Source organism: Caballeronia sp. LZ035 (assembly GCF_031451175.1).
Lineage (GTDB): Bacteria > Pseudomonadota > Gammaproteobacteria > Burkholderiales > Burkholderiaceae > Caballeronia.
Genome location: NZ_JARUXS010000002.1, coordinates 658,230 through 684,482 on the forward strand (window position 1 = coordinate 658,230; position 26,253 = coordinate 684,482).

Below are 26,253 nucleotides of genomic sequence, written 5' to 3' on the forward strand. Positions count from 1 at the left end.
CCCGGGCATGTTCAACCGGCGTCGTCGACCTTGCCGTGGTCGCCGTAACGCCCAAGCTGTTTGCGCAATGCCTCGATCTGATCCAGCAGATCCAGCGCGAGTGCGACGCCCGGCGCGTTCAGCTCCAGATCGGTCTTCAGACGTTGCGCGGTGATGGCGCGGCGCAGGCATGTGCCGCTGAAGCGCCACTCTTCCACGCGCGCACCCTGCGGCTCGAATGCGCCTTCTTCGACCCATTGGGCGAAATCTTCGTGCGACGCACCGGTGATGCGGCACAGTTCGATTGTCGTGAACTCGACGCGTTCCTCGACGATCTCGCCGTGCAGATGAGAAGGATCGTTTCCATTCATGATGGTCACCTGTAAAAATGCGCGCGCGGCTCGAAATCGAGCGCCTGACGCATCGCGGCGTAGGCGGCCTTTTTGGCGTCGGTATCCGCGGGAGGCAGGACGATGCCCAGCATCACGTAGAAATCGCCGGGAGGATTGCCAGGAATGCCCCGTCCTTTGAGCCTGAGACGCCGGCCGGCCGATGATCCTGCGGGAACGGTCACGGTGACGTCTCCCGAGGGCGTCGGCACAACGACTTCCGCACCGAGCGCGGCTTCCCAGGGCGCCAGGGGAAGATCGGTGGTCACATCTCGTCCGTCGATGCGATACCGCTTGGGCGTCTCGACAGAGATCTCCAGATACAGGTCGCCTCGCGGCGCTTGGCCTACGCCAAGACCGCCCTGACTCGCGAGCCGCAGACGCTGCCCGTCGAGAATGCCTTTCGGTATCGCTACGTCGAGTGTGCGCGTTTGATACGTGACGCGCCCTTGATCGTCAACCACGGGCGTCTGCAGGGACAAAGTCCGTTGAGCGCCGTTGTAGATGTCCTCGAGGCTCACGGCGACCTTGGCATGAAGATCTTCACCGGGCCACTCGGGCGCGTAGGAGCGTGCCGACTGGCGCGCGTGCCGCCCGAACAGATCGCCGAAGAAGTCTTCCGCATCCTGTGTGCCGCCATCGCTGCCGTATGCGCCGCTCGCCTCCGCGCGAGGGCGGATGTCCTCGCCGTCCTTGAAGCCGGTGCCCAGCGCGTCGAACGCCGCTCGCTGCTTGGGATCCTTGAGAACCTGATAGGCCTCGCCGATCTCCTTGAAACGCGTCTCGGCGTCGGCCTCTTTGTTGAGGTCCGGATGAAACTTGCGCGCAAGCTTGCGATAAGCGGTCTTGATCTCCGCTTCCGTAGCGCTTCGCGGAACGCCCATGAGGGCGTAATAGTCCCTGTATTTCATCGTTTCCCTTATCGTCCAGTCAATCGACTTCGGGGTGATGGCCTATCGGCTAGGCATGACAATCGACGGCCTACTATACAAGGAAGCAACGAAACATGTTTCCCGCCAAGGTCCGCACCTGATCATGACGTGCGCGAGTTTTCGTGCCTGATCCTCGACGATGTCAGGACAGCAGTCACGCGGTTTTCAGCAGCAATGGATAGAACTTCCTATTCGGCTGATCATTGAGTGAGGCACGCTTGGAAGCTCGGAAAGACCCCATTCAGTGTCGCATGGCATGGCACGGCTCAGGCTGGATGCTCGGCGTGCTGACAGTTGGAACTCAGCGCAACAATGCCGTACACATTGCTCTCCGCGTTATCGCGAACACCTATACTCTCCGGGTACCGCTTGAGTGATCTGCATAGGACGACAGATACATGACTATCTCTGTGCTCATTGTGGGTGCTGGCCCGGTAGGGATGACGCTTGCATCCGAACTTGCCCGCTACGGCATTCCTGTTCGTATCGTTGACAAGGCGCCGCATCGAACCGACAAGTCCAAAGCCATGGTGCTCTGGAGCAGAACGCTCGAACTTCTTGATCGGGGAGTGGGCGGCGCGCAACCGTTCGTCGATGCTGGCTTCAAACTCGAGGGCGTCACTTTCATTGCCAACGATCGAGTGGTGGGTCGGGTTGCCATGGATTCGATTCCAAGCCTGCACAATTACGCGCTGGCGCTGCCACAGTCAGAGACCGAGCGGCTGCTGGAGGAGCGGCTGATCAGTCAGGGAATCAGCGTCGAGCGCGGCGTCGAGGCAACGATGATCGTGCCTGACGATTCAGGTGCGGATGCAGTCCTGGTCCATCCCGACGCTCGAAAAGAGACAGTGCGCGCTGATTGGTTGATCGGTTGCGACGGTGCGCACAGCACAGTACGCCATGCCATGAGCGTTCCTTTTGCGGGGGAGACGTTGTTGAGCGACTGGTTTCTCGCTGACGTACACATGAGTGGATATCCTCGTTCGGACACTGACGCTTCGATTCATTGGCATAAGGACGGCGTCCTGCTTATTTTCCCGATCCAGCCAGGACGTTACAGAGTGATTGGCGACCTGCCGCCCACTGAAAGTTCCATTCCGCCGACGCCGACGCTCGATCAGGTGCAGGAGCTCGTGGATAGGCGTGGCCCCGCCGGAACCAGGCTGAATGCGCCTATCTGGCTGTCTGGCTTCCGTATAAACGGCCGTAAAGTCGCAAGCTATCGACAAAATCATATGTTCCTTGCCGGAGACGCGGCTCATATCCACAGCCCGGCGGGCGGACAGGGTATGAACACCGGCATGCAGGACGCGATGAATCTTGGCTGGAAACTTGCGCTCGTCATGAAGGGTGATGCCGACGAGTCCTTGCTCGACAGCTACAGTCCTGAACGGAGTTCGGTCGGAGATGCAGTACTGAAAGCGGCTGAACGGCTGACTGCCGTTGCCACGATTCGCAATCCGGTAGCACAGCAGCTTCGCAATCTGGCCGCGCATTTCGCGTTGGGATTCACGCACTTCTCTCGTGGAGTTGCGGAACAGATGTCCGAGGTCGAGATCCACTACCCCGATAGTCCACTCAACGGTCCGCATCATGGCGGTGCAAGGCCTGGACAAAGAGTGCCTCCCGTTGAAGGCCGGCCTCCAGTGGGTTCGGGCACTCGACCTGTGTTCGTTCTGTTTGGGACGCAGAACAGTGGTGTCGAACATCTCGTGAACAGGTTCCCTGGCCTGCTCGATGCGAATATCCAGCCGCCGCTGCATCCCGATACCCTCTCGCTTGTGCGCCCGGATGGATACCTTGCGTGCTCATCTCAGGGCATTGCCGAAATTGAAGCTTATCTTGGTCGAGTGTCAGGTTCATCTCGAATCGATAACCGCGCTTCTTAGATAATCAGCGGAGGCGGGCAAACACGATCGCGGCGGCATCGGCGACCTGACGGGGTGAAGCATGCGCGATCGCGCCTCGGGTGACGAACCGGCTGGTCGCCGCCGGAGAAGGGTCGTGGATAGGTAGTGCGACATCGTCGGCAAGGAGGCGCCCGGCCATCGAGCCGCCCATTTGACCGAGCCCGATGAAGCCAATTGCTGTCTTGTTCGGCATGGAAATCCTGATCGTGGATACGCGTCGTATGCTGCCGCAAGGCCGCAGGGCCGCACGTTCGGTTGATCCGGCGGAGCTCAGTCCGGGAAGTAATGCATCTCGAGCAGGACGCATCCGCCCTCGGAGCGGATCGGTCCGTGAGGCGTGCCGGGCGGCCGGCGCACGAATGCCCGTTCGGCGAACGTGCCGAAGGCCGCAGCCTGCCGGATGCCGTGGACATCGACGGAGAGCAGGAATCGCGGTCAACCAGCCGGCACGATGAGTTCCGTACATTGGAAGCCGGCTTTGCCGCGGCAGTCGGGTCCTGGCCCGGGTCCGTCGAGAAAGGCCGTCGCGAACCTGGTCATGGCGAAGACTGGTTGTCGATAAACGCGCAAACGTCGTCCAGAACAGGTGCCACCCTCACGAATGCCGATAGAGCTCGCACCGGCCGCGCCAGACTCCCGACGATCATTGCGTGATTCACGTCGGCATAGCGTTTGAGCACAACGCGATCGTGCGTCGCCTGGAGCCGCGCGGCGAAGCGAGTGGTGTTACCTGGATCGACGGTGTGATCTCCTGTGCCGACGCCCAGAAAGATCGGCGGCTCATGCCCGTCGACGTGATTGATCGGCTGACTCGCCTCACGTAGCGGCGCCGGAAAAATCGCTTCGAGCTTGGCATCGTTCAAGGGCAGGAAGTCGTACGGTCCAGCGAGACCGATCGCGCCTGCCAATGACGGCACGCGGACACCGCGTTCCGTCAGGTAGTGCCGGTCGGTCATGAGGAGCATCACGATCTGCGCGCCGGCCGAATGGCCCATGAGAAATAGTCGGTCAGGGTCCGCACCAAATTCAACAGCATGGGCGCGCGCCCACGAGACAGCAGCGGCGGCATCGTCCATAAATCCGGGGAACGTCGTTTGCGGATAAAGCCGGTAGTCGGGTATGACCGTGACATAGCCTCTCGAGGCGAGCGCTTCGCCTACGAACCGATAGTCACGACGCTGGCCCGTCTGCCAGCTTCCGCCGTAGAAGAAGACCACGAGCGGCCTGGCGGGCTTCGACATGGCTGTTGCCTTGGGCACGTAGACGTCGAGTGAATGACGCTCACCGCTCTCGTAAGGCAGGTCGGGGTAGACGACGTAGTCGCTTCGCGGAGTCAGTGCGTTGACGAGCGTGACGGGACTACACGCGGCAGATAGTGCTAACGCAGACAAGCAAGCTACGCCAGATGCAAAACGACGGGCGCGGGCCCGGACAAGAGTCATATGTCGATCCAGATGAGGGGCTTGCACGAGCAGGCTGAAATCTTCGATGCGGGAATCCAACCTCCCCGGATGCACGTGAGAGCCGAATGTGCGTACACCACATGCCCAAGCATGGGGGGAGGGTTGTGCCGTCGAATTGGCCGATTCCGGATAATCTGCGTCCGAGGGAACGTCGCAATCTCCCTCCCGCTTACACGAATCATTCTCCGTGATCGACGGGCCGCCATGTTTGCCGCTGCTTGCAAAAGGCATAAGCTCATACAGCGACAATTCGCCATTCGTCCCGGCCCCGGCGCTCGCTGAGAGCGTGCAGCCGACTCAATCTGTATCACTGAGCCGATGCAGCACGCCGGCTGAATCCCGAGACATTCCCTGGGTGGGCCTCCGGCCTCCGGCCTCCAGGCTCCATTTTTCATCGAAGCAGTATTCGTCCCGTACCTGGTTTGGCTTCTTGAGCGGCCTCCCTGGTGTGCGCCGGAACGAGCGCTGACGTCGCGAACTCTGGCCAAGGATAACGCGTGCCCGCCTGCTGACGGCTGTCACGCTCGTCGCTGATTCACGCAAATGGAGGACACGATATGTCCTGGTCGATGACTAGACTGTCCTTCACTCAGCCGAGCGGTCACTATCCGCTCACGACGAAGGAGACTCAGCATGCGCAATTCATATTTTGGCCGTCACTGCGGAATCTGTGAGCACGAACTCTCGCACGGCTACTTCTGCTTGTCGAAGCGCAGTCAGACTCTCAGCCCTACGCTATCTGGCCCGGTCGCTCTGGTGGCAGACGACGAACTGCTGACAGACTTCTGCAGCGAGGACTGCGCACGCTATGCCGAGGCTGCAATCAGTTCGACGTTGACCTCGCCGTATCCAGCCGCGAGCGCGACCGTCCCTTGTTCGCTCTGCCTCCGGCCCGTGGACCGGTCGAAGCCCCACGTTTCTGTCAGCATGACCGATTTCGAAGACGCCTCCGAGCCGTGGCTCGTCTCGGCCCGAGTGGTCGCTGAAAGTGAACTGGCTGTGTACTGCTGTAGCTGTGCAGAGCCTCGGCCTGCTGCCCAAGTGTTCGACGAGGCTGAGCTGGGCATTGGAGCATGAAGGTCTTTCTGGATGATGAGCGTGCCACGCCCGACGGTTGGACCCGAGTCTACTGGCCGAACGAAGCGATAAGACTGCTCGAGACCGGTGCAGTCGACGAGATGAGTCTCGACCATGACCTGGGTGATGGCGCGCGCGGCACCGGGTACGATGTGGTGCTATGGATAGAAGAAGAAGCCGTTGCGCTTCGTGGCTTCACGCCGCCGCGTATCGGGGTGCATTCCGCGAATCCGTCTGCTCGTGACAAGATGCTGGCCGGCATCCGTGCGATAGAGCGTCTCTTAGCCAAACAAAACAGAAACCCGGATGGCCGACCCGTCGACGCATGACTGCACGAGCGGGGAAGCCGCTGCAATCGAACGCGTGGCGAACGCAGCTCGAGAAGTGCAGGCTGCGTCACAGGCACTCGAATCGCAATTCAACGCGGAGGCAGCTGCAAGTGAGCGGACGCTGCCTCTCGCCCGTTTGACGGCGGCTATCGGCGAGCTCCAAGCGGCACGTGATTCGCTCGACGCCCTTCTGACCAGGAAACCTTCCGCCAAGCACACGTGACGGTCAAGCGCACGAACAGGAACGCCCTCAATGCATGCACCGAGTTTTCGAGCGAACGACGGGCCTCCTTTAGCGCGAGCGGGCGCCAGGACACTTATTTCGACCGGGAGAACGGGTTGATGGGCCGCACGGCATCTTTGTCGCTTGCTCGTTCGAGCAGCTGAACTGTCTCCCAGCCTGCGACCATGGCCTCCAACCCGCGCAAGACGTTCGCCTCCAGCGGTTGTAACGCCGCGTCACCCTTGAACGCCGAACTGAAGGCAGCATGCCAGCGATACTGGAAGTAAGCGGAGACTTCTTCAATGCGCTCGGGCGTCGCCGAATCCGTGTACATCACGGAACCGGGCGAGAAGACATCGTAGAAGAGAACATGCTTGTGCTCATTGTTTACGGCGACGGTCGGCTCATCCGTGACGAGCACCGACCCGACTAGCTGAATCGAGCCTTTCATGCCTCTCGGCGTTTTGAAAACCCAGACTCTCTTCGGAAGCCGCTGCGCGAGTTCGACAATCTTGGGGCTATTGAAGCCAAACTGGCCGACCTGACCCGCTCGAACGTTCTGTTCGAAACTGGGCGAGTGAAAGAAAATGTCCATCCGTAGTGTTCACCTTTGCTGATTGCAGTGTCTCGTGGCAACGCAATAGTAGCAAGTTCGCAGCATCCGCCCGGTCGGGCTCGACGCTTCTAGTCTTGAGCGCTCAGGCCAATACGTCTTCCGAGGTACGAGTCTGATGTTGATTGGACCCAATCGTTGCAGCTCACGATAAAGAAGAGAGCTTGAAGAGCCGGATGCTGTTGCGCGTACATGCCTGCATCACCGCGACCTCATCCATGTCCCGCAGCTCGGCAACGGCGCGTGCCGTCCATAAAAGGTTGGCCGGCTCGTTGTATGGGCGCCGCTTCTTCGCGTTCTTTGGGCCGAGATACGGCGCATCGGTTTCAAGATGCAGCCGGTCCATTGGAATGAACTTCACCGCTTCCCGCAGTGCCTGCCCGCGCGACAGGTCAGTCACCCAGCCAGTGACGCCAATGTCGAGCCCCAATTCAACGAAAGCCATCGCTTCATCTGGGCTGCCTGTGAAGCAATGCACGACTCCGTGCACGCCGCCGGCGACACTCTCTTTCAACATCGCGTAGAAGTCGTCGAACGCATCACGGCAATGCAGGAAGAGCGGTTTCCGGATATCGGCGGCCATCCCGAGTTGAGCAGCGAACCCACGGCGCTGATTCGCGGGCGTTGAGAAGTTGCGATTGTAATCGAGCCCGGTCTCGCCAACCGCGACACAAGCCGGGTCAGCCAGAATTGCAAGTAATTCCTCGCGAATCGAGTCATTCCAGTCGTCGGCCGAGTGGGGGTGCACGCCTGCGGTTGAAAACAGGTAACCAGGGTACTGATGCGCAAGCGCGAGCGCTGACCGACTAGACTCGAGCGAAGTGCCTGTCGCCAGAATGGCGCCGACATTCGCGTCCTTCGCTCGCTCGATGATCTCGGTGGCAAGTCCGGTCAATTGCTTGGAATGGAAATTGACACTAATGTCGACGAGCATCGCGGCGAGAGTCATCAGGGATTGCGATTGGAGTTTAGAGGCGGATGGATGCTGCTTGGTGCACGCGTTGTCGCCCGGCGATGGGACGGAAGCACGACATGAGTTCGAACGGCCTGGCCAGTGTCTTTCGAGCGGCATAACGATGGCGCTCGATCCTGCTCGTCTCTACCGCTGGCCGGGACTTGATGTTTCGCTCAAGGCGCCGTTTCAGAAATACGTCGCCGTCGCTGAGCTTGGGTCTAGACGCTTGGCGGTAGCGTACTTGTTTTCATTGCTCCGCCTACCGCCACCTCTGAGACCGTCAGCGCATCCGAGCGTCCGCCCGCTTCGCGCGTGTTCCGCCTCGGTAGATGCGTTCGCATTTCTTCAATCAGATGCGCGAAGCCTCGCAGCCCAGGGTGCATCGTTTGTTTCGCTTTTATATTCATCGAACTGCCCGCGAGTATGCTCAGCAACTTATTATATGCTCGCGACGCCCGCGACGACGAGGTACGCGCCCGAATGGTGTCGCCCGGAACTGTCCGAGCCCACTGGTCGTATCGGCATGCCGCGACTCAGTCGGTGGTCGGGTCGCTGATGCCATAAAATGGCGCCACGGGGACGGGCCTGCCGCTTGCGTCGGTGTTGCTCGGCCCTTTCTGCTGTTACGAAAGGCTAAAGCCGATAAGGAGGAAGAGATGAGTAAAGCGCAGGACGCAAAGAAGGCACAAAAGAAGGTGCCGACGAAGACGCCGAAGGAAAAGAAAGCCGCGAAAAAGGAGAAAAAGGAAGCGTCAAAGCGGCAGTGAAGCGCTCGGGTCTTGAGCGGCAGACCGACTTGGAAGGGCATGAATCGCTTGCCCTTCCTGGCTCGACCGAGGCGGTCTGCTTCGTCTTCAGTCTGCACATCACGCTGGATGGACACTTGACCGTAGCTGAGAGACGCCAATGAACTCTCCGCTCCCTTTTTCCTGGCGCACGACGCGTTCTGGTCGTATGCCGTGCCGGGCGCTTTCGTATCGGGAGAGTTTCTCTCCAGTCATGACAATGCGGCCCTCTAACGCACAGCGCAAGATTCGCGCACGGACCCGTCGCACGGCACGCCTGAACAGGAAAATGACCCCGGCGGGCAGAACAGTCGCCATTTAACTTTGGCGTTGCGCGCACAAACGAACGCGACTGCTTCTGCTTCCTTACCTGCGGAATCGTCGCGGTCGGCGTTCAGGGGATCGCAGCGGTTGAGCCACACTGTCGAGCACTGCGGGCTTGCTTACCGCGCGAAGGTCTATGTTCCAAGTCGCTACGACGGTCGGCCGCTACCGATGATAGTGATGCTCCACGGCGCGCAGCAACACCCCGATGACTTCGCCGCGGGAACGCAGATGAATGTGGCCGCTGAAGACGCCGGATTTATTGTTGCCTATCCGGAGCAACCGGACAGTACCAATCTGCTGCGTTGCTGGAATAATTTGCTCGCTGTTGAGCAGATGCACGGTATCGCCAACGTCACCATGGAAAGCGATCAACGGCACGGTGCGCGCCCGAGCCACGTCCTCTTCGCGTTTTGGCGAGCGGATCGCGCCTCGGCCGTCGCTCATCGCGCGCGACGCCGAGCGCTGCTCGGGACAAGCCCCATGCGCCTTACAGCGGTGGATCAACGCCCCGTCGTCACGGACGTTGACGTACTCATGGCGGGCGCAGGGCAGGCCAGCGACTGTCGAACTGAGCGAATGACCATTCAGGCGAATCGGACATACATGGGGATGTCGCATCTGAAGCGCCGAGCCACCATGCATCAACGAACTGGCTGAAAGGACTCGCGTCGGCGCATCCTTGGCCACCCTTTATAATTCGGCATGACTATATCTGCCGGCCACGCCGCAAGCTTATGCCCCCCAGCACCGACCGTGCGATTGATCCAAGGGTCGGCCGTGCGCGCCTCAGCGCGCTATTCAATCTCCTCGCGCAAGGAATTCATGCTTCGTGAACCGCGGCCGGCGGGCGTATGAAAATCCCTAAACGACTCGCGCCGCTGCTCGAGGAAGGACTCATCGACGAAGTTCTCGGCCAGTTGATGAGCGGAAAGGAAGCCACGGTCTATGTCGTGCGCAGTGGCGAAACGAAGCGTTGCGCGAAGATCTACAAGGACGCGAAGCAGCGCAGTTTTCGGCAGGCAGCATCGTATCGGGACGGGCGCAAGGTCAAGAACAGCCGCCAGGCCCGGGCGATGGAAAAAGGCACGCGTTACGGCCGTCAGATGCAGGAAGCGTCGTGGCAGAGCGCCGAAGTCGACGCGTTGTTCCGACTCGCCAATGCGGGGGTGCGCGTGCCGCAACCCTTTATTTGCACCGACGGCGTATTGCTGATGGAACTGGTGATGGACGAGGAGGGTGACGTCGCGCCACGACTCAATGACGTCGATCTGACCGAGTCCCGCGCGCTGGAGCTGCATGCGCTGCTGCTGAATCAAGTGGTCCGGATGCTCTGTGCAGGGGTCATTCACGGTGACCTGTCCGAATACAACATTCTGCTGGCTGCGGACGGACCGGTGATCATCGATCTGCCACAAGCCGTCGACGCGGCCGGCAACAACGACGCCGCCTCGATGCTCAAGCGAGACGTCGACAACCTGGCCGCGTACTTCGGTCGATTTGCGCCGCACATACTCGCTACGAACTACGGCGCGGAAATCTGGGCGCTCTTCGAAGCGGGGCGACTGCACGTCGATGTTGAATTGACTGGCCGGATCGAAACCGACACGCGACCCATGGACCTCGACGGCGTGCTGGAGGAAATCGAACTGATACGGCTCGAGGAAGACGCGCGAGTGCGGCGACAGCAGGAGTCAAGCACAGGGCGCTAGCCGTTTATCAAGGCTCGAGGGCTCAGCGTGCGCGGATGGTTCGACGCGCAGTGCAACGACTTTTCCACCTAAGGAACGGCCCATCTCGCTGGAGCAGACTCGCGCTGCCTGAGGAAGCGTCGTGCGAGGACACGCGGCTCAGCATGACGTGGGCGCGGGCAAAGTGAACTGGAACGGCGGCAGGGGAAGGTCGTCGCCATCGATGAACGCAGTCGCGCAGCGCACTGCAAAGCCGAGCGCGCCATCCCGGTTGGAGAAGACGCCGAGTGTGCCCAGAGACGTGGCGTGGCCGTCCTCTTCGAGAATCGAGGCCGTCGCGACGAAGGTGCGGCCAACGCGTCTGCAGGCGGGTTGAAAGGCGGCTCCGCGGTGGTAAATGATCATCTTTGTCTCTCTCAGGTTCTAATATGGCCGGCCGCTCTTGAGCGCGGCTTCGGTGGTGATTCATACGCTTGGCTGCCGCTGTGACCTGGATTGCGGGGCGCACGAAAAACGAGTGCTCATCGGCGCGCTAGGCTGGGCAAAACTTGAACGGCGGAGGTAAGAATATTCGCTGCGATTTTTGTTCTTCAGCAATTTTAATTTTTATTACGTTTCCGAAGTCGCTTCTTAAAACAGATCAATGGATGGCGCGACCCCGGCGTGCTGGCACGACGGTGGGTCGCAGATGGCAAGCGCCACCGATCAGAACTCATGACGCGAAGAAGCCTTGCGGACCGCGTCCGGCCGCAGGCGTCCGCCTGGTCCTGCACGATTGCGCGCTTTCATTGGGCGAGCGATGCCGAATCATCCGGCCGCTCACCGGGCCGACGTGAACTCAAGGGCTTCGCGCAAATCCGGCATGAATCAGACGTTGCAGGGTAAGGGCGCATTTGACGGCGTTTTTTGCGCCTTGCCATGCGACATGCGATGTGCGACATGCGTCAGGCCATGTGTGGATCCAATCGGCCGGACAGCCATGCCGCTTAGTCGTCGGCGGTGTGCGCATGCGGCAGACCTTTGAACAACACGATGACGTAATGGTACGGCTCGATGCGGTTGGCTTTGCAAGTCTGCACGGGCGAAAACAGGTTGGCGGCGACGCCAGCGACGGTGTCACTGAAGAGCCGGTTCCGGCATCCAACCCCGCCTAAGCGGTGTAAAGCGTGATCAAGAAAATGACAAAGCGATAAGCGATAACGATGAAGCCAGCGGCCAGCGTCATAACGATGGCGATCATGAGCCGCGCGGGTCCATACGTGCCGAAGACAGGCTTCGAAGCGAGAAACAGATAAGTCCCGCAGACACCGAGGTTAATGACAGAGAGGGTTCGATCGACTACCGGCGAATCAAGTCCGAGACCACCCAGGCGAACCTCGATGGCCGCAACCGCAAGCGCAACTGAAAACAACAATAGCAAAAATGCGTAGAGATGGAACGAGAACCATACGAACGTGACAAATGGCTTATGCGTGCGGAGAAGGACCAATCGTAGCAACAGCGAGAATGGGATCACCATAAGAATGATGAGTGATTTCGCATTGAGCACGGCTACGCGATCGAAGAGCAAAGTGTATTGCGGCAGGTTGGTGCCGAGTTCCGCCACGCGCTTGGCGACCAACAACTGGGCGAGCGAGCTCCAGTCCTGATGATGAAGATGGGACTGCAAGGTGGAGCCAAAGATTTGCGTGTCGGTCAGAGACTGCATCGCGAAGAAGATCGCATTTGAGATCAAGAACAGCTGGAAGGGCGCGACATACGGCATTCGCCTTCCGTTCAGATAGGCGACGGTCAATTCGCCGGGATGCCGGATCAAGACGTTGAGCGTGCGGAAGAACCGCCCGTCGATGCTCGTCGCCGCGTGCAGAACCTTTGCTCCGATGCCACGCAGTGTGAGATCGGGTGGCCTGAGCGGGCTCTCGCCGCACATGGGGCAGAAGGGTGTGACGACTCTGATTGCACATGTCGGACATGTCCACGGGTCGGTTTCGAGCATGATTCCCTCGTCGCGATTGCTCATGGCGCTGGACCGATCAGGCGATTCTGAACCTCTGTTCAGTCACCGGCAATATCAAGGATCCGATCGGGAGGAAGGCTATCGGAAAAGACGATTTGGGTCGTCGTCGGTGTACCCAGTGTTTTCTTCTTTCGGACCGGATTGCTGGAAATGTCAGGGCTCCCGTTAGCAAGGAGACAGTCACTCTTTCCCCGCACCTCGCGAGCCGTTAATCGACATCCTGTACAACCCGGATTCCCAGGCAAGCAAAGCGTCCTGTTGCGCACGCTGGAATCCGTTCGCCTGCGGGTCGAGCCTGTTGTCGGACTGACCAAACCGTCAACGCATTCCCGACCGAACTCACGCCGATTACACGCTGAAAGCGGGGCGAACCATTACCCGGCGCATCCTTAACCCATGCGATCGGTCGAGGGTTAACACCGGCAACACGCGCGTTGACATCGGTCGTAAGCATCCACTACGCTTTATGTACAGTGGATCCATTGAACATTCTGGTTGCCGCTGAAGGATGTGCCGAGATCGAGGCCTGAAGCAGACCACCGGAGAAAGTGATGGAGACACGTGCTCGTTGGACGCTGGTTAGTTTGCTGTTCGCTGGAGGCATGATCAGTTATCTGGATCGGGCGGCGTTGTCGATCACCGCGCCGCTGATCTCGAAGGAGCTCAACCTCGACCCCGCGCAGCTCGGCATCGTGTTCTCCAGCTTCTTCGTGGGCTATGCGCTGTTCTGTTTCGTCGGAGGCTACTCGGCGGACCGTTGGGGACCCAAGGTCGTGCTCAGCGTGTCGATGCTCGTGTGGTCGCTGTTCTGCGGACTGACGGCGGCGACGGTCGGCATCGTGAGTCTGTTGCTGGTGCGCGTGATCTTCGGCATGGGCGAGGGACCTTTCTGCGCCAACATCAACAAGCTGGTGTCGAACTGGTACCCGCGCGATCAACAGGCCAGCGCGCTCGGCCTCGCGAACTCCGGGCAATCCATCGGCGCGGCCATCGCGGGCCCCGTCGTCGGCTTTCTCGCACTGGCGACGAGCTGGCGCACGTCCTTCGTCATCATTGGCGCGGTGGGCGTGCTGTGGGTCGTTGCGTGGCTCTGGCTCGCGAAGGACAAGCCTTCCACGCCAATTGCCGGGCAGGAGCAGTCGAACGCACAGGTCCCTGCCGTCGCCGATGACGGCGCCGCGCCCGCGCCGCTCTCGACCTATCTGCTGCGTCCCGCGATCCTCGCTACCGCCTTCGCGTTCTTTGGCTACGCCTACATTCTCTATTTCTTCCTGTCGTGGTTCCCCACCTATCTCACGATGGCGCACCACCTGAGCATCCAGAAGATGTCGATCGTCAGCGTCATTCCGTGGGCCGTGGGCGTGACAGGTCTGGTGGCGGGAGGCTATGTGTGCGACTGGCTGGTACGCAAGACGGGGCGCGCGATCTTCGCCCGCAAGATCGTGCTAATTACAAGCCTGGGCGCGGGCGCGGTGTGCATCGGCTTGACGGGCACGGTGACCGAGCTGAAGAGCGCCGTCGCGCTGATGGCCGTGGCCGTGTTCTTCATGTACGCGTCGTTCAACACCTACTTCGCGATCGTGCTCGACACGGTGGAAAAACGCCGCGTGGGCGCGGTTGGCGGCTTCGTGCATTTCATCGCCAACCTGGCCGGCATCGTGGCTCCGGCGCTGACGGGCTTCCTCGTGCAATCGTCCGGCAGCTTCAAGAGCGCGTTCGTGCTGACGGGCATCATCGCGGCCTTGGGCGCGCTGTTCGTCGCGATCTTCGTGCGCGCCCCAAGCGCCGAACTGCAACTTCAACCCGAACTGGCCTGATCGACATGCGTCATTACGCCACCATCGAGGAACTGCGCGTTGCCGCCAGACGACGCGTGCCGCGCATGTTCTATGAATACGTCGATGCGGGCTCATGGACCGAGTCGACCTATCGCGCCAACAGCGACGACCTCGCCCGCCTGCAGTTCCGTCAGCGCGTCGCAGTGGACTTCAGCCGCCGCAATCTCGCGACGACCATGCTCGGCGAGCCCGTATCGATGCCGGTCGCGCTCGCGCCGACGGGCATCGCGGGCATGCAGCACGCCGACGGCGAGATGCTGGCGGCGCGCGCGGCCGAACGTTTCGGCGTACCGTTCACGCTGTCCACCGTGAGCGTGTGCTCGATCGAAGACGTGGCCGCGTTCACGCAAAAGCCGTTCTGGTTCCAGCTCTACATGATGAAGGATCGCGGCTTCATCGCCGATCTGATCGCGCGCGCGAAGAGGGCGCAATGCTCCGCGCTCGTGCTGACCCTCGATCTCCAGATTCAGGGACAGCGTCACAAGGACAAACGCAACGGCCTCTCGGCGCCGCCGAAGCTTACGTTGCGCAATCTCGCCCATCTGTCGCGCTATCCGCGCTGGTGCGCGGGCATGCTCGGGACCTCGCGAAGGAGCTTCGGCAACATCGTCGGACATGCGCCGAACGTGACCGGCATCGCATCGATGGCGGACTGGGCCGCGAAGCAGTTCGATCCGACGCTCACCTGGAAGGACATCGACTGGGTGCGGGAGCGCTGGGGCGGCAAGCTGGTGCTGAAAGGCATCCTCGACGAGGAAGATGCGCACATCGCGCGCGATATTGGCGCGGATGCGGTGATCGTGTCGAATCACGGCGGGCGTCAGCTCGACGGCGCGCCGTCCACCATTTCGATGATGCCGCGCATCGCCGAGGTGCTGGATGGCGAGATCGAACTACACATGGACGGTGGCATCCGCTCGGGACAGGACGTGCTGAAGGCGCTGGCATGCGGCGCGCACGCGGTCTACGTAGGGCGCGCCTTCCTTTACGGGCTCGGTGCGGAAGGCGAGGCCGGCGTGACGCGCTGCCTCGAAATCATCCGCGACGAACTGGACACGACGATGGCGCTGGCAGGCGTCACGGACGTTCGCCACGTGGACGGCACCGTGCTCCGCTCGGGCGGTTTCGTCCGGGAGCCACAACCCGCGAACGACGGTACGGCGCAGGTTCGCATCCAGGTCGCCTAGCTTGCCTGGTGGCCTCATACAGGGAGATTCGCATCATGTTGAAGTCGTTGACGCCTCATCAGCTCGAACATTTCAGACAGTACGGCTATGTCGCGCCGATCCGCGTCATGTCGGAGCGGACCGCACTCGAGTTGCGCAAACGCCTCGAGGATTTCGAGCAATCGAGCAATCCGCTCAGGAAGAAAGCGCTGAACGTGAAGAGCCACTTGCTGTTCTCGTGGCTGAACGAACTCGTGCGCAACGACAAGGTGGTCGATGCGATCGAGGATCTGTACGGACCGGATCTGCTGGTCTGGGCGAGCAGCTTTTTCATCAAGAACGGCAACGATCCGGCTTATGTGTCTTGGCATCAGGACTCGACGTATTGGGGACTCTCGAAACCCGATGTGGTGACGGCCTGGGTCGCCTTGTCGGAGAGCAACCGGGCGAACGGCGCCATGCAGGTGGTCCCCGGCACGCATCTGCTCGATCAGATTCCGCATCGCGACACCTTCAATGAAAGCAATCTGCTGACGCGCGGGCAGGAAGTCGCGGTGGACGTCGACGAATCCCAGGCGGTGGCAATCGAGCTCGAGCCGGGCGAAATGTCCCTGCATCACGTGCGGATCGTGCACGGCTCGCCGCCGAACGCATCGCCGAACCGGCGCATCGGGTATGCGATCCGTTACATCCCGACCTATGTGCGTCAGCTCGAAGGCGCCGACAGCGCGACGCTGGTACGCGGCGTCGATACGTTCAACACCTTCGAGCACGAGCCGCGTCCGACACAGGATCTGGATCCGGCATTCGTCGCGCTGCATCAGCAGATCGGCGAGCGCAATCTGAATATTCTTTACAAGGGCGCGGCGCAGAATGCGGCGGCCCAGCGCTGAACCGCGCATGACTTCGTTGACCTTCGATGCAGCAATCATGGAGCGCAACGGCGAGCCGCTGCGCATCGCGCGGGTATCGCTGCGCGACCTCGCCGGGACCGACGTAGTCGTTCGCGTGAAGGCGGCGAGTCTGTGTCACACGGATCTCGAAGCGATGCGCGGCGACCTTGGCACGCCGCTGCCGTTCGTGCCCGGACACGAGGCGGCCGGTATCGTCGAGTGGACCGGCGCATCGGTCACGCGAGTCGCGAAGGGCGATCACGTCGTGATGTCGTGGAATCCGCACTGCGGGCAGTGTTTCTATTGCACACGGCAACAGTCGATCCTGTGCCAGCCGTATCGCAGTCACATGGCGCAGTCATTTCATGTCGACGGAAAGCCGCGTCTGTTTCTCGACGATGGCGCGCCCGTACATCAACTGGCCTACATGGGCAGCTTCGCGGAGTTCTGCGTCGTGTCGCAGGAGTGCGCGGTGCCCGTCCCCGCAGCGATGCCGTTCGATCGCGCCTGTCTGATCGGCTGCGGCGTAATGACCGGTTTTGGCGCAGCGATCAACGTCGCGAAGGTCGAGCCTGGCAGCACGGTTGCGGTGATCGGCTGCGGGGCAGTGGGTCTGTCCGCGATACAGGGTGCACGGCACGCGGGCGCGGCGCGGATCGTCGCGATCGATCGCGCGCCGGACCGGCTCGAGACGGCGCGTGAACTGGGCGCGAGCCACGCGCTGTGCGCCGATGAAGCGCTGGTGGCGGCCGTCGCGGACCTGACGAGCGGGCGCGGCGCGGATTGCGTGATCGAATCCGCGGGCAATCGTCACGCGCTCAGGACGAGCGTTGAAATCGTGCGTCCGGGCGGTCAGGTGGTCTGGCTCGGCAAACTCCCCGCCGACGACGAAGCGTCGTTCCGCTGGGGCGCGCTGATGGGCGAGAAGCGCATCGTGCGTTCGAGCTATGGCGGCGCGAATCCCGCACGGGATTTCCCGATGCTCGCCAATGCCTATCTCGACGGTACGTTGCGGCTCGACGAATACGTGACCTCTCGCATCACGCTCGATGGAATCAATGAAGGGATGCAACGTCTTGCGGCAGGCGCCGAGCTCCGCGCCGTGATCGAGTTCTGATCATGAGTCATCCCGACATGCAACCCGGCTGGATCGACGCGCCCCATTGCTGCACATCGCTCGGGCGGTTCAGGCTGGAATCGGGCGACTATATCGACGATCTGCTGATGTCCCACGTCGTTCACGGCGATCTCGATGATCGTACGCGACCTGTCGTGCTGGGCGTGTGCGCCATCGGCAGCACGCATCACCGGCTGGACTTCCTGATCGGCGCGGGACGCGCGTTCGATCCCGCCCGCGTCACCGTAATCGTCGCCGATGCGCTGGGCAATGGTCTTTCCAGTTCGCCGTCGAATTCTCCGACGCAGGGCGGTGTGGCCTTTCCGCGCTTCACGATTCGCGACATGGTGCATAGCCAGAAGGCGCTGCTCGATCACCTGAACATCGATACCCTGGATGCAGTCGTGGGTGCATCGATGGGCGGCATGCAGGCGTTGCAATGGGGCGTGTCGTATCCGCGCTTCATGAAGAAGCTGGTCGCGCTCGTGCCGATGGCGAAGACCACGTCCTGGTCGCAGGCGGTCAACCAGGCCGGCCGACGCGCGCTCGAAACATCGGGCGGGGACTGGAGTGCGTGGCTCGGGATCATGCACGTATTGGCGATGCGCACGCCGGAGCGTTTCGAGGAAGACGCGACACAGGCAGGCGGCACCCAGGCGTGGTTCGAGAAGCGTGCCGCGTGGTTTCGCACGCAGCGGCTCGATCCGCTCGACTGGATCTGGCAGTCGCATGCTTACGATGCCCATGATGTCGGCACGACGCCGGGTTTCGACGGCGATACGGCGCGTGCGCTCGCGAGCATCGAGGCACACTCGCTGATTGGCGTGCCGACGCTGGACCTCTACAATCCAGTGGAAGAGGGCGTACGCGCGGCCGGGCAGATCGGTAACGCCAGACTGCTGCGGGTGCCTTCGACGAGCGGCCATATGATGGCCTCCGAGGCCGATCCCACGTCGGCCGCGCGCCTGAATGTGGAGATCGCGTCGTTCATGGAGTATTCGCAGGGACCCGTGTCATGAATCCTCAGGTGGAGGACATCGCACCGACGAATTCGCATTCCCCGTCCGAGGCGGGCGGTTCTATCCAGGATCGCACGTATCGGGTCTTGCACGAGATGATCGAAGACGGGCGCATCACGCCGGGTGAACGGCTGCTCGAAGCGCAGGTCGCGAAATCGTTCTGTATCAGCCGCTCGCCTGCGCGCATTGCATTGGCAGCGCTGTGCGCGGACGGGATCATCGTCGAAAGCGAGGGGCGCGGGTATCGCGTGGCCGGAGCGGTGTCGGGCGATCGCGCCGGCAAGCCGGCCGTGCTCGACAAGCTGGAAATTACGAGCGCGCCGCAATGGCAGCGCATGTACGCGGAACTGGAACGCGAGCTATGCACTCGCGTGCTGTTCGGTTCGGTGCGCATCACGGAAGAAGGGCTCGCTGAACATTTCGCCGTGAGCCGCACCGTCGCACGCGGCGCGATGGCGCGCATGCACAGCGTCGGGCAGCTGTCGCAGGACCGCAACGGGCACTGGATCGCGGAGCAGGTGACGCGTGAGCGCATCGAGCACCTGTTCGAGATACGCCGCCTGCTCGAACCGACTGCGCTGCTGCACGCGGCGCATCATGTGCCGCGCGAGTTCCTCGAGGCGGTGCGTGCGCGCCTTGTCGGTGTCATCGAGGCGGGGCATCGCGGAGGTGCCGAGATGGACACCGCCGAAACCGATTTGCATATCGATCTCCTGTCCCACTGCCCGAACAAGGAGATCGTGCTTGCCCTATCGCGCACGCACGTATTGTTCGTACCGACACGCTATCTCAGCGACCCCTATCTCGAGATTCCGTATCAACTCATCAGCGATGCGTTCACCGAGCATTTGCAGATCGTGGACGACATACTTGCCGGCAAGCCTGAGCGCGCTGCGCAGGCACTGACGGATCATATCCGCGAAGCGAACACCCGCTGGGTGCTGCGGTTCGAGATCATCCGGCGCATGAAGCAGCCGGACTTTCCCGCTTATCTGACGGCGCTTGGTGCGGGTTGACAACGGGTGAACCCGCCGCAAAGAGACCGGCTCTTGCACAAAGGGCGAACGGCTCGAGCGCCTGCGCTGATTTGCTGTCGAGATCCAGGACAGAAATGAGTGTGGGTGGTTCGGCGCTAGTTTCCCCAATGCCGGTCGACGATCCGAGCTGGCAACCGGGCATCTCCGAGCCAACGTACCACCATTGGAAGGCGCCGTATTGGGGGCACGGAATCGAACCAGGTCCGTGAACTGAAGCAGTTCCAGGACAGGAATGCCCGGCTCGAAAAGCGGGTTGCGTAGCTCAGTCTGGACAACGGGATCCCGCAGGATATCGCCACAATAAATTCCCCCGCCCGTGCTGAAGAGACAAGTCGTGACCCCTATCGTGATTCATGACGGTCTTCCGGCACAGCGGGCGTGTGGGCTGGTCAAGCAGGCGCTCAGCACCGACTACCATCGCGGCGTCAAGCGGCTGTGGCGCTTCGAGAGCGCCAATATTCCGAACTGGACTGGAAGCCGGATAATCGCTTGTTCGAGATGTGTTGTGTGAGTCGGGAGCACGTTGCCCTGTGGGCACGATTGTGTAATATCCGGGTTACACACGACGGCTCCTGTGCGTGGGATAGACGAACGCACGATCCATGGAGCATCGCAGAAGTGGCAGGGAGGGCGATATTGGCATGGAAGACACATCGAAGGCACGCTACTTGATTTCGCCGGAGATAGCGCAGGAGAAGGCCGAGCTGTTGCAGACACTGGCTGGCGGCAAAAATGCATTGCGCATGAATCAAGCGCTTGAGGCAGTGGCGCAGGCATGCGGGTTTGACCGATGGCGCGAGTTGGTCGCGACTAATGCGAGGTTGGCGGCAGGCGAGGCCTATTCTCTCGGTATCTCTGCGCTCATGCTGGCCGACGACCAGCATATTGACGCTGAGGCGCTGTCTGCTCGTCGCGCGCTGCAGATGGAGGCGGTTCGCGGCGTCATCACGTGTTCTCATGCGCGAGCACAAGAGCTCGTTCTACAGTGGGCGCTTTCCGGCAGCTCGCCTGGCCTCGAAAAGAGCGCCGAAGAAGCCGTTGAAGCCCGCCAGACGGGCGACGACGCATTCCGTTCAAATGTCGATGACGACTCGCAGCAGGTACTTGAGGAAGCCCTCGACGATGCCTTGTTTGCGGCTGCGCAGGAATCAGGTCCGGACGAACTTCCGTACGCGTCGACAACTACGTCCCCTTCATCGGTCCCGGTGAGCTACAAGAAGCGTCGCTCGCTCGCCGGCAAATAAGATGACGGCTAGCGTGGGCGCACCACGCCGGGCTAGCCGGTAGCGCGCATGAGCACCATGCTCCGACAATCCAGGCAAGCGCCGACGTGTGAAACGCCGGGAACGGGGCACCGGGGGCGGTTCTCTGGTACCTTGAACAAGGTGTCGAGCTTGAGACTGCGCACAGCGTTGCGCTGAAATCGGATGCCGTCAAAAGTCAGAAACTCGTTGCTCTGGATTTTCGAACCTCTCGAGAACGATGAAACTTTCTTTCGAAAGCGAATGTTCGGCTCCGACGCGGCGTATGTCGACGGGTTGCTGTGCCTGGTTGTCGCTGACCGGGGTGAACCGTGGAATGGTTTGCTGGTATGCACATCGCGGGAGCGGCATGCCGCCCTCATCGAGGAAATGCCGGCCCTGCGGCCACATAAAGTGCTCGGAAAATGGCTTTGCATCGCGCAAGACGACCCTGCATTCGAGGATGTCGTCCAGCGAATCATATCGCTTGTGCTTTCACATGATTCGCGTATCGGCGTCGAGCCAGGATCGCGGCGACGAGTGCGGTCAATCAGACAAACCCCGTCGATATGAATGAGTCCAGGGCCGTGGCGCAACAACTGGCGGATCGATAAACCTGACGGAGGGAAAGCCGTTAAAACCTTTTCAGAAAGGCGATACCTTTCCGCCATGAGTCAACCGTGGTGCGTCCGGCCAGACCTCGATCGTGGTGTTCCGGAAGAGTCCAGTGACTCCAGACGCCAGTGCGATTCGGATTCCATCATCATCTCGCTGGCCCAGTCTACAAAGGCCCGCACTGTAGGAGAAAGATGACGATTTTGAGGATAAACGATGGAGAGCGGATACGCGGGAGCCGAGTAGTCGGTGAGCACCGCCCGCAAACGCCCGGTACGAAGATGCTGCATCACCATATAGCTCGGGGCACGTATGAAGCCTAAACCTTCAAGCGCGCATGCAACGTAGGCATCGGTGTCATTGACGATCAGCCGCTCTCGCATCCGGATGAAGCGATCCTCGCCATCCACCACATAGTGCCAGTCGAGTGTACGAGCCGTGCGGCTGGACAAGTAGCCGACGGCCTCGAAGTTTGCCAGGTCTTCGAGCACCTCTGGAACGCCGTGTTCCTCAAGATACTCCGTTGATGCGCAGGTAACCCAGTCGAAGGCGCCGATGCGCTTTGCAACGAGTGTCGGCGAATCTTCCGGTGTGCCTGCTCGAATGGCGCAGTCGATGCCCTCCTGAACCAACTCGATGATTCGATCGGACATCGTCAAGGTCAACTCGACTTCCGGGAATCGAGACTGAAAGTCCTTGATACACGGGAGAAGCACAAGCCGCGCGAGCGACAGCGTCATATCGATACGCAATCGACCGCGGGGCCGTCCGGCGCTTCCGGGGAAACTCGCCTCAACCGCTTCAATTTCGCCCAAGAGCCTTCTGCAATGGTCGTAATAGAGCGTGCCGTCAGACGTGAGACTGAGGTGACGTGTTGTCCGCTGCAGCAGGCGTACGCCGAGAAATGTCTCGAGTTCCTTGATCGCACGGGTCACTCGAGAGGGAGGAAGGGAAAGACTCTCGGAGGCCCGACTGAAGCTGTGCATCTCGACGACTCTCGTGAATATCTGCATCAGCTGGAGGCGATCCACAACGATTCTCCCTGGTAGGTCAAATTGTGCACAGCGCAATAGAAACGATGCGGCCGAGAGGCGAAGTCGAAGTTTATACCGCCTGACGCTTCGTTCCTCGCCTCGATCCTTCCAGGTGAGGCAATAAACATAGCCAGTTTCGAGACTAGATGGGAGGGTGCGACGAACAGAAACTGTGAGCGATCAAACCTTTGAGGCTCACGGCCATGAAAGTCCTCCCGCAACCTCCCGTGGATATCTTCACGGCTGGCACCGTAGCCGCCAGCGTCTACGGTTTCCGTGGCCTGTCTTCCTCGCGCCGGATGGGAGACCCGTCATGAACATCTCCAGGTTTTTCGTCGACCGGCCGATTTTCGCGAGCGTTCTTTCCGCCATGATTCTGCTCGCGGGCATCGTCGCGGCATTTCGCATGCCGATCTCGGAGTATCCGCAGGTCATCCCTCCCTCTGTCGTGGTTCACGCGCAATACCCCGGTGCCAACGCCAGGACGATTGCGGAGACGGTGGCGGCACCGCTGGAAGCGTCGATCAACGGCGTCGAAGAGATGCTTTACATGGAGTCGCGAGCCGCCGGCGATGGACACCTGTATCTGACGGTGACCTTCAAGCTCGGAACGGATCCGGTGAAGGCTCAGGAGCTCGTGCAAAACCGCGTGTCGCAAGCCCAGCCTCGCTTGCCGGAAGATGTCCAGCGACTCGGCGTGACGACGATCAAGAGCTCTCCGATCATCAGTATCACGGTACACATGGTCTCCCCGAAAGGGACGTACGACGGCAACTACCTGAGCAATTACGCGATCTTGCATGTGAAGGACCGTCTCGCCCGAATTCCTGGCGTGGGCGATGTCGTGCCGTGGGGGCCTGGCGGCTATGCGATGCGTATCTGGCTGAATCCGTCAGCCCTGACGCAGCGAGGACTGAGCCCGAATGACGTCGCGGCAGCCATCCGGCGCCAGAACATTCAGGCCGCAGTCGGCACGATCGGAAGCGCACCGAGCAATCCCGGCACGAGCTTTCAGCTGAATGTGAACGCAGAGGGTCGCCTCAAGACGGTGGATGAATTCCGGAATATCGTGATCAAGTCGGACGCCCAGGGCGCGGTGACGCATCTGCGCGATGTAGCGCGTGTGGAACTCGGCGCTGAAGACTACGGTATCCGCGCGACGTTGAACAACAAGCCGGCTATCGCGCTGGCCGTCCAGGAATCTCCCGGTGCCAACTCGCTGGCGATTTCCCGTCAGGTCCACGAGGCGATGCAGGACCTCTCGAAAGACTTCCCCGATGACCTTCAATATCGCATCGTTTATGAACCAAGCCGCGCGGTTTCAACCGGCATTCATGCGGTCATTCACACGCTCATCGAGTCCGTCGCGCTGGTTGTGCTTGTCGTGTTCCTCTTTCTGCAGACCTGGCGTGCGTCCCTCATTCCGCTGCTTGCGGTGCCCGTCTCGATCGTCGGGACGCTCGCATTCCTGCTTCTCGCGGGATATTCGATCAACACCTTATCGCTGTTCGGTCTGGTACTCGCTATCGGCATCGTCGTCGATGATGCGATCGTGGTCGTCGAGAACGTGGAGCGAAACATCGCTCGCGGCTTGAGTCCCCGTGAGGCAACCTACCACGCCATGAGAGAGGTGAGTGGGCCGATCATTGCGATCGCGCTCACACTCTCTGCTGTATTCCTTCCGCTGGCGTTCCTGACAGGCTTGACGGGACAGTTCTACAAGCAGTTCGCGGTCACCATCGCCATCTCGACGCTGATCTCCGCAGTGAACTCGCTGACGCTGTCACCGGCACTGGCGGCCATGCTCCTGAAAGGACACGGAGAGCCGCCGGACGCGTTGACCCGAGTCATGCACAAGGTGTTCGGCCGGTTCTTCGCCGCGTTCAATCGCATCTTCGATCGCGGATCTGATGGATATGGCAGCGGCCTGGGTCGCCTCCTGAAGCACAAAGGCGGCTTGCTCGCGGTCTACGGGTGTTTGCTCGCCGCTACCTGGTGGCTGACCGGCCATGTGCCCGGCGGCTTCGTCCCGGCGCAGGATAAGGAATACGTCGTGAGCCTCGCGCAGCTGCCTGAGGGCTCCACGCTGGACCGCACCGAAGCAACCATGGAACGGATGAACGCGATCGCGCTCAAGCATCCTGCCGTTGCCGAAACCGTGACGTATAGCGGGCTCTCGATCAACGGGGTCACGAAGAGTTCGAGTACGGCTTTGACTTTCGTCCTGCTCAAACCATTTAAAGACCGCAAGGGGATTTCCGCCAATCAGGTCGTGACCGATCTGAATCGCGACTATGCAGGCATTCGCCAGGCCTTCACGGCAGTCTTTCCTGCGCCGCCTGTGTATGGTCTGGGAACCGTCGGCGGCTTCAAGCTGCAGATCGAGGACCGGACGGACCTCGGCTACAACGAGCTGTACAAAGCGACTCAGGCCTTCATCAAGAAAGCGTCTCAGGCTCCGGAACTGGGCCCGCTCTTCTCGACGTACACCGTGAATGTCCCGCAGTTGAAGCTCGATATCGATCGCACGAAGGCCCAGCAACTCGGGCTGGACACCGCGCAAGTCTTCGGCACGCTGCAACAGTTTCTCGGCTCGTACTACGTCAACGACTTCAACTATCTGGGCCGCGTGTATCAGGTGCGCATGCAGGCCGACAGCCCGTTCCGCTCGAAGCCCGAGGACATTGGCCAACTGCACATTCGCAATCAGTCGGGCGATATGGTGCCGTTGAACTCTGTGCTGAAGGTGAGCGAAACCTATGGTCCTGATCAGGTCGTTCGTTACAACGGCTTCACAGCGGCTGACATAAGCGGCAGTCCTGCACCGGGTTACTCGTCGGACCAGGCCATGGCTGCTATCCAGCGAATCGCCGCTGAAACCCTGCCTAAAGGCATGTCGTATGAGTGGACCGATCTGACCTATCAGCAAATTATCGCGGGTAACGCTGCGATCTGGGTCTTCCCGATCTGCGTTTTGCTGGTGTTCTTCGTCCTCGCCGCTCAGTACGAAAGCCTGACGCTTCCGTTTGCCATCATCCTCATCGTCCCGATGAGCATCATGTCCGCGCTTCTCGGTGTGTGGCTGACGAACGGCGACAACAACATCTTCACGCAGATTGGCCTCATCGTGCTGGTGGGGCTCGCGTCGAAAAACGCCATCCTGATTGTCGAGTTTGCGCGTGAGCTGGAAATGTCAGGGATGTCTCCGCTGCAGGCCGTGATTGAAGCCGGCCGACTTCGACTGCGCCCGATCCTGATGACGTCTGTTGCTTTCATCATGGGCGCCATTCCGTTGGTCCTGTCGAGCGGCGCCGGTGCGGAAATGCGCCATGCGATGGGCATCTCCGTGTTCTTCGGCATGCTCGGCGTCACGCTGTTCGGCCTGTTCCTCACGCCGCTCTTCTATGTGGTCATGCGGACGGTGTGCAAGGGCAGGCCCATGCACTCCGCAGCGCATCACGAACCGCCCGCGCTCGCATCGCATCACACCAACCCCGATCAGCCTGCCAAGCGAGAGCCCGAGCAGCAGGTGTGAACCGTCTGCCCCTGGCAAGCCCATGGGCACGTGAGGTTCCTGGTCGCGGCAAAGCTACACGATGTTGTCCG

At 60.9% G+C, this 26,253-nt stretch carries 23 protein-coding genes and 1 pseudogene; 14 read left to right on the forward strand and 10 right to left on the reverse strand.

Annotated elements, in window-relative coordinates:
• Positions 1 to 11 precede the first annotated feature (11 nt).
• On the reverse strand, positions 12 to 350 hold the full coding sequence (locus QCE88_RS18540) for a chaperone modulator CbpM (protein ID WP_309904768.1): 339 nt from the start codon (positions 348 to 350) through the stop codon (positions 12 to 14).
• A gap of 5 nt (positions 351 to 355) precedes the next feature.
• Entirely contained in the window at positions 356 to 1,279 is a 924-nt protein-coding gene (locus tag QCE88_RS18545; protein WP_309904770.1) for a DnaJ C-terminal domain-containing protein, read from the reverse strand.
• Positions 1,280 to 1,698: 419 nt separating this feature from the next.
• Here QCE88_RS18545 and QCE88_RS18550 point away from each other — a divergent pair, with 419 nt between their 5' ends.
• Entirely contained in the window at positions 1,699 to 3,189 is a 1,491-nt protein-coding gene (locus QCE88_RS18550; protein WP_309904772.1) for an FAD-dependent monooxygenase, read from the forward strand.
• 4 nt (positions 3,190 to 3,193) lie between these two features.
• Here the strand turns inward: QCE88_RS18550 and QCE88_RS18555 are convergent, their stop codons facing one another.
• The 3 genes from QCE88_RS18555 to QCE88_RS18565 all read right to left on the reverse strand — a co-directional run bounded on the left by QCE88_RS18555 (position 3,194) and on the right by QCE88_RS18565 (position 5,602).
• Complete coding sequence (locus tag QCE88_RS18555) at positions 3,194 to 3,403, reverse strand: NAD(P)-binding domain-containing protein (protein ID WP_309904774.1); 210 nt, start codon at positions 3,401 to 3,403, stop codon at positions 3,194 to 3,196.
• A 343-nt stretch (positions 3,404 to 3,746) separates the two neighbouring features.
• Positions 3,747 to 4,652 (reverse strand): alpha/beta hydrolase, encoded by a 906-nt coding sequence (locus QCE88_RS18560; protein WP_409018190.1) that lies wholly within the window; start codon positions 4,650 to 4,652, stop codon positions 3,747 to 3,749.
• A gap of 827 nt (positions 4,653 to 5,479) precedes the next feature.
• Complete coding sequence (locus QCE88_RS18565; protein WP_309904777.1) at positions 5,480 to 5,602, reverse strand: hypothetical protein; 123 nt, start codon at positions 5,600 to 5,602, stop codon at positions 5,480 to 5,482.
• Between the two features lie 144 nt (positions 5,603 to 5,746).
• Here QCE88_RS18565 and QCE88_RS18570 point away from each other — a divergent pair, with 144 nt between their 5' ends.
• The gene (locus QCE88_RS18570; protein WP_309904779.1) at positions 5,747 to 6,079 is read left to right on the forward strand and encodes a cyclic-phosphate processing receiver domain-containing protein; all 333 of its coding nucleotides are present in this window, start codon (positions 5,747 to 5,749) and stop codon (positions 6,077 to 6,079) included.
• A 317-nt stretch (positions 6,080 to 6,396) separates the two neighbouring features.
• On the opposite strand, the gene QCE88_RS18575 is transcribed toward QCE88_RS18570, so the two are convergent.
• Together QCE88_RS18575 and QCE88_RS18580 are read right to left on the reverse strand one after the other, a co-directional pair.
• Positions 6,397 to 6,897: a hypothetical protein gene (locus QCE88_RS18575; RefSeq protein ID WP_309904781.1), complete on the reverse strand. Its 501-nt coding sequence runs from the start codon at positions 6,895 to 6,897 to the stop codon at positions 6,397 to 6,399.
• A gap of 163 nt (positions 6,898 to 7,060) precedes the next feature.
• Positions 7,061 to 7,864: a TatD family hydrolase gene (locus tag QCE88_RS18580; protein ID WP_309904783.1), complete on the reverse strand. Its 804-nt coding sequence runs from the start codon at positions 7,862 to 7,864 to the stop codon at positions 7,061 to 7,063.
• 1,295 nt (positions 7,865 to 9,159) lie between these two features.
• On the opposite strand from QCE88_RS18580, the gene QCE88_RS18585 reads away from it, so the two are divergent.
• Both QCE88_RS18585 and QCE88_RS18590 read left to right on the forward strand, forming a co-directional pair.
• Positions 9,160 to 9,639: a PHB depolymerase family esterase gene (locus QCE88_RS18585; protein WP_309906504.1), complete on the forward strand. Its 480-nt coding sequence runs from the start codon at positions 9,160 to 9,162 to the stop codon at positions 9,637 to 9,639.
• 194 nt (positions 9,640 to 9,833) lie between these two features.
• A complete protein-coding gene (locus QCE88_RS18590) occupies positions 9,834 to 10,691 on the forward strand; it encodes a PA4780 family RIO1-like protein kinase (RefSeq protein WP_309904785.1) in 858 nt (285 codons plus the stop codon).
• Between the two features lie 138 nt (positions 10,692 to 10,829).
• Here the strand turns inward: QCE88_RS18590 and QCE88_RS18595 are convergent, their stop codons facing one another.
• Together QCE88_RS18595 and QCE88_RS18605 are read right to left on the reverse strand one after the other, a co-directional pair.
• Positions 10,830 to 11,075, reverse strand: a complete 246-nt coding sequence (locus QCE88_RS18595; RefSeq protein WP_309904788.1) for a hypothetical protein — start codon at positions 11,073 to 11,075, stop codon at positions 10,830 to 10,832.
• Between the two features lie 745 nt (positions 11,076 to 11,820).
• Positions 11,821 to 12,666: a DUF3667 domain-containing protein gene (locus QCE88_RS18605; RefSeq protein ID WP_309904791.1), complete on the reverse strand. Its 846-nt coding sequence runs from the start codon at positions 12,664 to 12,666 to the stop codon at positions 11,821 to 11,823.
• A 572-nt stretch (positions 12,667 to 13,238) separates the two neighbouring features.
• Between QCE88_RS18605 and QCE88_RS18610 the strand changes: the two genes are divergently transcribed.
• From QCE88_RS18610 to QCE88_RS18650, 9 genes and pseudogenes are all read left to right on the forward strand, one after another.
• A complete protein-coding gene (locus QCE88_RS18610) occupies positions 13,239 to 14,504 on the forward strand; it encodes an MFS transporter (protein ID WP_309904793.1) in 1,266 nt (421 codons plus the stop codon).
• A gap of 5 nt (positions 14,505 to 14,509) precedes the next feature.
• Entirely contained in the window at positions 14,510 to 15,712 is a 1,203-nt protein-coding gene (locus QCE88_RS18615; RefSeq protein WP_309904795.1) for an alpha-hydroxy acid oxidase, read from the forward strand.
• 35 nt (positions 15,713 to 15,747) lie between these two features.
• The gene (locus tag QCE88_RS18620) at positions 15,748 to 16,584 is read left to right on the forward strand and encodes a phytanoyl-CoA dioxygenase family protein (protein ID WP_309904797.1); all 837 of its coding nucleotides are present in this window, start codon (positions 15,748 to 15,750) and stop codon (positions 16,582 to 16,584) included.
• A 7-nt stretch (positions 16,585 to 16,591) separates the two neighbouring features.
• Positions 16,592 to 17,701, forward strand: a complete 1,110-nt coding sequence (locus QCE88_RS18625) for a Zn-dependent alcohol dehydrogenase (protein WP_309904799.1) — start codon at positions 16,592 to 16,594, stop codon at positions 17,699 to 17,701.
• Positions 17,702 to 17,703: 2 nt separating this feature from the next.
• On the forward strand, positions 17,704 to 18,720 hold the full coding sequence (locus tag QCE88_RS18630; RefSeq protein WP_309904801.1) for an alpha/beta fold hydrolase: 1,017 nt from the start codon (positions 17,704 to 17,706) through the stop codon (positions 18,718 to 18,720).
• Between the two features lie 62 nt (positions 18,721 to 18,782).
• Positions 18,783 to 19,736, forward strand: a complete 954-nt coding sequence (locus QCE88_RS18635; RefSeq protein WP_409018191.1) for a GntR family transcriptional regulator — start codon at positions 18,783 to 18,785, stop codon at positions 19,734 to 19,736.
• A gap of 128 nt (positions 19,737 to 19,864) precedes the next feature.
• Positions 19,865 to 20,187 (forward strand): annotated as a pseudogene (locus QCE88_RS18640) (transposase); the annotation flags it as partial.
• Positions 20,188 to 20,398: 211 nt separating this feature from the next.
• Positions 20,399 to 21,001 (forward strand): hypothetical protein, encoded by a 603-nt coding sequence (locus tag QCE88_RS18645; protein WP_309904805.1) that lies wholly within the window; start codon positions 20,399 to 20,401, stop codon positions 20,999 to 21,001.
• Between the two features lie 183 nt (positions 21,002 to 21,184).
• Entirely contained in the window at positions 21,185 to 21,571 is a 387-nt protein-coding gene (locus tag QCE88_RS18650) for a hypothetical protein (RefSeq protein ID WP_309904807.1), read from the forward strand.
• A gap of 101 nt (positions 21,572 to 21,672) precedes the next feature.
• Here QCE88_RS18650 and QCE88_RS18655 read toward each other — a convergent pair whose 3' ends face one another.
• Positions 21,673 to 22,644 (reverse strand): LysR family transcriptional regulator, encoded by a 972-nt coding sequence (locus tag QCE88_RS18655; protein WP_309904809.1) that lies wholly within the window; start codon positions 22,642 to 22,644, stop codon positions 21,673 to 21,675.
• 316 nt (positions 22,645 to 22,960) lie between these two features.
• On the opposite strand from QCE88_RS18655, the gene QCE88_RS18660 reads away from it, so the two are divergent.
• Positions 22,961 to 26,182 carry a multidrug efflux RND transporter permease subunit gene (locus QCE88_RS18660; RefSeq protein ID WP_309904811.1) on the forward strand — a complete coding sequence of 1,074 codons (3,222 nt, stop codon included), beginning with the start codon at positions 22,961 to 22,963 and terminating at the stop codon, positions 26,180 to 26,182.
• The last annotated feature ends 71 nt before the right edge of the window (positions 26,183 to 26,253 follow it).